Genomic DNA, 5700 nt, shown 5'->3' with positions numbered 1-5700 from the left:
GGTCCGGGCCCCCTGGGCGCCGCCCGCGTCGGCTTCCCGCTCCGCGCCGCCGTCCACCGCCGGGGCGCGGTCCGCGGAGACCACGAGCACGGCCAGGGCCGTGGTCACCGGCACCGAGGCGACGAGCCCGATGCTGCCCACCAGCGTCCGTACGATCTCCTCCGCGACGATCTCGCTGGTGGCGACCGCGCCCACACCGCTGTCCGCGATGGAGAACAGCAGCAGCAGCGGAAGCGACGCGCCCGCGTACGCCAGCACCAGCGTGTTCACGACGGAGGCGATGTGGTCCCGCCCGATCCGCATCGCCGCCCCGTAGAGCCTGCGCCGGGACACGGTCGGGTCCGCTGCCCTCAGCTCCCACACCGCCGAGGTCTGGGTGACCGTCACATCGTCCAGCACGCCCAGCGAGCCGATGATCACGCCCGCCAGCAGCAGCCCGCGTATCTCGATGTTCGGATAGAGGCCGTGCACCAGCCCGGTCTGGTCGTCCGTATTGCCGGTCAGGCTCGCCCAGGCGATGAACAGCGAGCCCAGCACCCCGATCAGCAGCAGTGACACCAGTGTGCCGAGCACGGCGACCGATGTACGGGCCGTCAGCCCATGGCACATATAGAGCGCGAGAAGCATGATCGCGCTGCCCCCGACGACCGCGACCACCAGCGGATTGGAACCCTGGAGTATCGCCGGGAGGATGAACAGCGTCAGCACGCCGAAGCTGATCGCCAGTGCCACCAGCGCGAACACTCCGCGCAGCCGCCCCACCACCACGACGGCGAGCGCGAACAGCCCCGCCAGCAGCGCCATCGGCATCAACCGGTCGACATCGGACACGGAGTACTGCAAGTTTTTGGGCGCCTTGGGGGCGTACGCCAGCTTCAGCTCCTGCCCGGCGCTGAACTGACGCGAGGCGTTGGGCTGGACTATTTCGGGGAAAGTGCGGCCTTTGTCCTTTCCCGAGGTGACCTCGATGGTGGCCTTCTCGCAGACGCTCTTCTTCCCGGCCTGCCCCGGGGCGCCGTTCTGGGCGGCGCTGTCCTGGCCGGGCTCGGTGGGTGCCTGTGGCTGGGCGTTGACGTCGGCGCAGTTCACCTCCTCGACCTTCACCACCCGTCCGGCGACGGTCTGCTGGTCGAAGCCGAGACCGCTGCGGCCGCTCGCCTTGTGGTCGGGAGTGCCGCCCGGCCAGAGCACGATCAGACCGGCGACGACGGCGACGGCGAAGGGGATGAGCACCGCCGCGATGATCTTGCGGAGGCGGGCGGAGACGGGAGCGGCGGGGCCATGACCGTGGGAGTGGCCGTGGGAATGGCCGTGGTCGTGGCCGTGGTCATGCGCCTGATCGGAGGGGCGGGGCTGCTCGGGCGGGTGGTCCTGCTGGATGGCGGTCACGGTCGCATCATCGCAAGAGGAGTGGGCCCCCTGTTCATCACTGTGGATAAACCGTTAGCGTGGGCACGAACCTTTGCAATCGCGGGAGCTCGGAGCACCGGGCTGAGAGGGCGCTGACGCTGATGGCTGCGCCGACCGCTGAACCTGTTACCGGGTAATGCCGGCGTAGGGAGTGGGTCTCATGACTCAGCAGGATGCATCATCGCGCGCCGAGACGGCCGAATTCGGCTGGCATAAGGGATATGTCGCGGGTTCGCGCCCGGACCTTCACGTCCCGGTCCGCCGAGTGCACCTCACCAACGGCCAGGATGTGACGCTGTACGACACCTCCGGCCCGTACACCGACCCCACCATCGAGACGGATGTCCGCCGTGGCCTGGCGCCGCTGCGGCAGAACTGGATCGTCGCCCGCGGCGACACGGAGGAGTACGCGGGCCGTCCCGTCCGCCCCGAGGACGACGGGATCAAGCACACCTCGCCCCGCGGGGGGCTGCGCAACCTCGACGCGGTCTTCCCCGGCCGCCCACGCCAGCCGCGGCGCGGCCGCGAGGGCGTTCCCGTGACCCAACTCGCCCATGCGCGGCGGGGCGAGATCACGGCGGAGATGGAGTACGTGGCGATCCGCGAGAACGTCTCCCCCGAGGTGGTCCGGGAGGAGATCGCGGCGGGCCGCGCCGTCCTTCCGGCCAATGTGAACCACCCGGAGATCGAGCCGATGATCATCGGCAAGCGGTTCCTGGTGAAGGTCAACGCCAATATCGGCAACTCCGCCGTCACCTCCTCCATCGAGGAGGAGGTCGAGAAGATGACCTGGGCGACCCGCTGGGGCGCCGACACGGTGATGGACCTCTCGACCGGCCGCAACATCCACACCACCCGCGAATGGGTGCTGCGCAACTCCCCGGTCCCCATCGGCACCGTGCCGCTCTATCAGGCGCTGGAGAAGGTCGACGGCAGGGCCGAGGAGCTGACCTGGGAGATCTACAAGGACACGGTCATCGAACAGGCCGAGCAGGGCGTCGACTACATGACCGTCCACGCCGGCGTCCGGCTCCCGTACGTCCCCCTGACCGCCCGCCGCAAGACCGGCATCGTCTCCCGCGGCGGCTCCATCATGGCGGCGTGGTGCCTCGCCCACCACCAGGAGTCCTTCCTCTACACCCACTTCGAGGAGCTGTGCGAGATCCTCGCGGCGTACGACGTCACCTACTCGCTGGGCGACGGGCTGCGCCCCGGGTCGATCGCCGACGCCAACGACGAGGCGCAGTTCGCGGAGTTGCGCACGCTCGGCGAGCTCAACCGGATCGCCAAGGAGTACGGCGTCCAGACGATGATCGAGGGCCCGGGCCATGTCCCGATGCACAAGATCAAGGAGAACGTCGACCTCCAGCAGGAGATCTGCGAGGAGGCCCCCTTCTACACCCTGGGCCCCCTCACCACCGATATCGCCCCCGCCTACGACCACATCACCTCCGGCATCGGCGCCGCGATGATCGCCTGGTGGGGCACGGCGATGCTCTGCTACGTCACGCCCAAGGAGCACCTGGGCCTGCCGGACCGCGATGACGTCAAGACCGGCGTGATCACCTACAAGATCGCCGCCCACGCCGCCGACCTGGCCAAGGGCCATCCGGACGCCCAGGCATGGGACGACGCGCTCTCCGACGCGCGCTTCGAATTCCGCTGGGAGGACCAGTTCAACCTGGCCCTCGACCCGGACACGGCCCGCTCCTTCCACGACGAGACCCTCCCGGCGGAACCGGCCAAGACGGCGCACTTCTGCTCGATGTGCGGGCCCCGGTTCTGCTCGATGAAGATCTCTCAGGACATCCGCCGCGAACACGGCGGCGCGATGGACGCGGCGGAGGCGGAGGCCGGTATGGCCCAGAAGTCCAAGGAGTTCGCGGAGGCGGGCAACCGCGTCTATCTGCCGATCGCGGACTGAGGCGATGGACGCGTAGGCCGAGATCGCCGGTGAAGTCCGGCAAAGCGGCGCCTGCGGAGTGAACCAGGCGATACGCTGCGGACGGGTCCGAAGCCGCAACTTCGATTTGCGACTTCGGACCCTCAGCGTGCCGCTACGCGGGCGGAAGCTCAGCCACGTAGATCGGGTTCCCGCTGTCCGTCAGCCCGTTCTGACGGATGCAGTGGTGCTTCTGGAGGAACCGCAGACAGGCATGCACCCGCTGCGGCGTGAGCCCCGTCTTGGCCGAGAGCGTCTCCAGCGAGTGGCCGATCCGTCCGGCTTCGGCCAGCGTGGGGAGGATGTAGACGGCCACCGCCCATACGTCCTCGGTGATGCTCAGCCGGGCCTTCCACTGTGCGAACAGGTCCTCCGTCCTGAGCCTCAGCTCCCGCTTGTCCGCCGCGGGCTCCTCGCCCGGTCGGCAGCCCAGCGCGTCGAGGATCTGTGACCACGCCTGCTCGGACCGGTGCAGGGAATCCAGTACCTCCGTATGGAAGCGTTCGGTCCGCATCTCCAGCCGGACGATCGCGTCCATGAGCTCGCTCGGTGGAGTGGGGCGGGAGATCTCGGAGACTTCCAGCGCGTATGAGCCCTCGCGTTGGACGGTGGCGATCACTCTCGAGACCCACTGTTTGAAGGGCAGGCACGCGGGCTTGGTGCAGCCGTTCACCAGGAGGATAAGTCCTTCGAGATCGACGAGCTGCAAGTCTCGGCGCCATTCCCTACCTGCGGGAATGCTGAGACTGTGACTGGAAGTCACAGTCTCAAGAGACTCTCGCCGCTCCTCCGGCACATGATCGAGCAGAGCTTTTCGCGTTGTGGTGTAGCCGAGCTCTCGGCATACATCGGCAGCGGGGAACCAGTGCTCTCCGTTGGGCAGGGTCAACCTTCGGACCCGGGCCCCCGTGGCCGCGTAGACGAAATCGTTGACGTCCATGGCGTCGTGCCGGGCGGATGGGCCCGGCGGTGTGTTGTGTTTGCGCATCGCGCATCACCTCCACCGATGGACGCTAAACATCACCGCCTATCAATTCCCCCGAATAGGCGGAAGTTCCCTCGATCGGTGGGTAATTGATCGATCCGAGGACAAGGGCCGGTACTTCCCGTTAGCCCGTTTCACGTGAAACATCCCCACGGGCCTCGGGGTGGGTTTATGCGGTGAGTGCGGCTACGACTCGGTTGGTCATGTCCTCCTGGGTGGTCAGTGGCGTCGGGGTGTAGGAGAGGATGAAGCGGAGCGACTGGTCGCGGGTGGTGAACATGCGGGTGCGGTAGCCGTATGTCTCGCCGGTCTTTCCCCAGAACGTCACGCCGTTGACCGTGGCCGCTTGCAGGCCGAGGCTGTAGCGGGCCGGGGTGCCGTCCAGCATTCGTACGGAATCCGGGGGCAGGGTGAAGAGCTTGTCCAGCGCGTGGGGTGGGAGCAAGGCGCCGGAGAACAGGGCTTGCTGGAAGCGGGACAGGTCGTCGAGGGTCGAGATCAACTCGCCTTCGCCCCAGGCGCTGGACTGGTTGTACACGGTGATATCGCGCAGCGACCCGTCGGTCATCCGCAGATAGCCACGCACCTGCGGACCGTGGAGACGGGGGTCCTGGCCCGGCAGCAGGGTGCGGGTCAGGCCCAGTGGGCGGAGGACGCGGGATTCGATCGCGTGGCCGTAGGGGTGGCCGGTCAGCTTTTCGATGATCAGGGCGAGCAGGACGTAGTTGATGCCCCGGTACTCCTGTGCGGTCCCCGGAGCGAACTTGAGCGGGTCGTGGGTCACCGTCTCGACCCACTCCCGCGGTGTCCACCGGTCCCATCGATGCCGCAGGGCCCCTTCCGGAGTGCTGTCGTCCGGTAGCCCTCGATGGTCGGGCAGTCCGCTGGTGTGGTTGAGCAGTTGGGCCACGGTGATGCGGCGGGAGAAGGTCGAGGGCAGCAGATCCGGGAGGTACCGGCCGATGGGGGCCTCGAGCTCCACCCGGCGCTCGGCCCACAGTTGAAGGATCACGGTGGCCACGAACGCCTTGGTGATGCTGCCCGCGCGGAAGCGGTCGTCCGGGCGTACGGCCCGCCCGCTGCCGAGGTCCGCCGCCCCGGCCGTGCCGTACCAGTGGTCGCCTCGGCGGACGACGCGCAGTTGCGCGGAGGTGGCGGGCGGATGGGAGAGATCGCTGATGGCGGCCTGTAGAGCGGCCTCATCGGACGCGGTGGTTGGTGCGGTGGTCCCTGTCGCCGCGCGGGCGACGGTGGTTCCGGTCACGGCCAGCAGTGTCGCGGCCGCGCAACCACCCATGAAGCTACGTCGGTTCAAGGAAGTCATGGACAGTCATGCTGCCGAGGCAGCCGCGCCCCGCCATCC

Annotated in this window: 4 protein-coding genes; 1 reads left to right on the top strand and 3 read right to left on the bottom strand. The window is 68.1% G+C overall.

Translation table 11 applies throughout. From position 1 onward, the window contains the following. Nucleotides 1–1389 (bottom strand): YibE/F family protein (locus tag KN815_RS43605; RefSeq protein WP_253209616.1); only part of this gene is annotated, 1389 nt, incomplete at its 3' end. 181 nt (nt 1390–1570) lie between these two features. Between KN815_RS43605 and thiC the strand changes: the two genes are divergently transcribed. Further along, nucleotides 1571–3334, top strand: a complete 1764-nt coding sequence (gene thiC, locus KN815_RS43600) for a phosphomethylpyrimidine synthase ThiC (RefSeq protein ID WP_216347288.1) — start codon at nt 1571–1573, stop codon at nt 3332–3334. Nucleotides 3335–3467: 133 nt separating this feature from the next. Here thiC and KN815_RS43595 read toward each other — a convergent pair whose 3' ends face one another. Next, nucleotides 3468–4292, bottom strand: coding sequence for a BRO-N domain-containing protein (locus KN815_RS43595; protein ID WP_308403705.1), 825 nt, complete (start codon nt 4290–4292; stop codon nt 3468–3470). Between the two features lie 214 nt (nt 4293–4506). Beyond that, the gene (locus KN815_RS43590; protein WP_216347286.1) at nt 4507–5661 is read right to left on the bottom strand and encodes a serine hydrolase domain-containing protein; all 1155 of its coding nucleotides are present in this window, start codon (nt 5659–5661) and stop codon (nt 4507–4509) included. Nucleotides 5662–5700: the final 39 nt, after the last annotated feature.

Source organism: Streptomyces niphimycinicus (genome assembly GCF_018883605.1).
GTDB classification, from domain to species: domain Bacteria; phylum Actinomycetota; class Actinomycetes; order Streptomycetales; family Streptomycetaceae; genus Streptomyces; species Streptomyces niphimycinicus.
Note: the sequence above shows the minus strand (reverse complement) of the source record. Positions and strands in the feature narration are given on the sequence as shown.

Coding starts and splice junctions, on each gene's coding strand:
- thiC (WP_216347288.1), top strand. CDS start 1,571: ATGACTCAGCAGGATGCATCATCGCGCGCCGAGACGGCCGAATTCGGC.
- KN815_RS43590 (WP_216347286.1), bottom strand. CDS start 5,661: ATGACTTCCTTGAACCGACGTAGCTTCATGGGTGGTTGCGCGGCCGCG.
- KN815_RS43595 (WP_308403705.1), bottom strand. CDS start 4,292: ATGGACGTCAACGATTTCGTCTACGCGGCCACGGGGGCCCGGGTCCGA.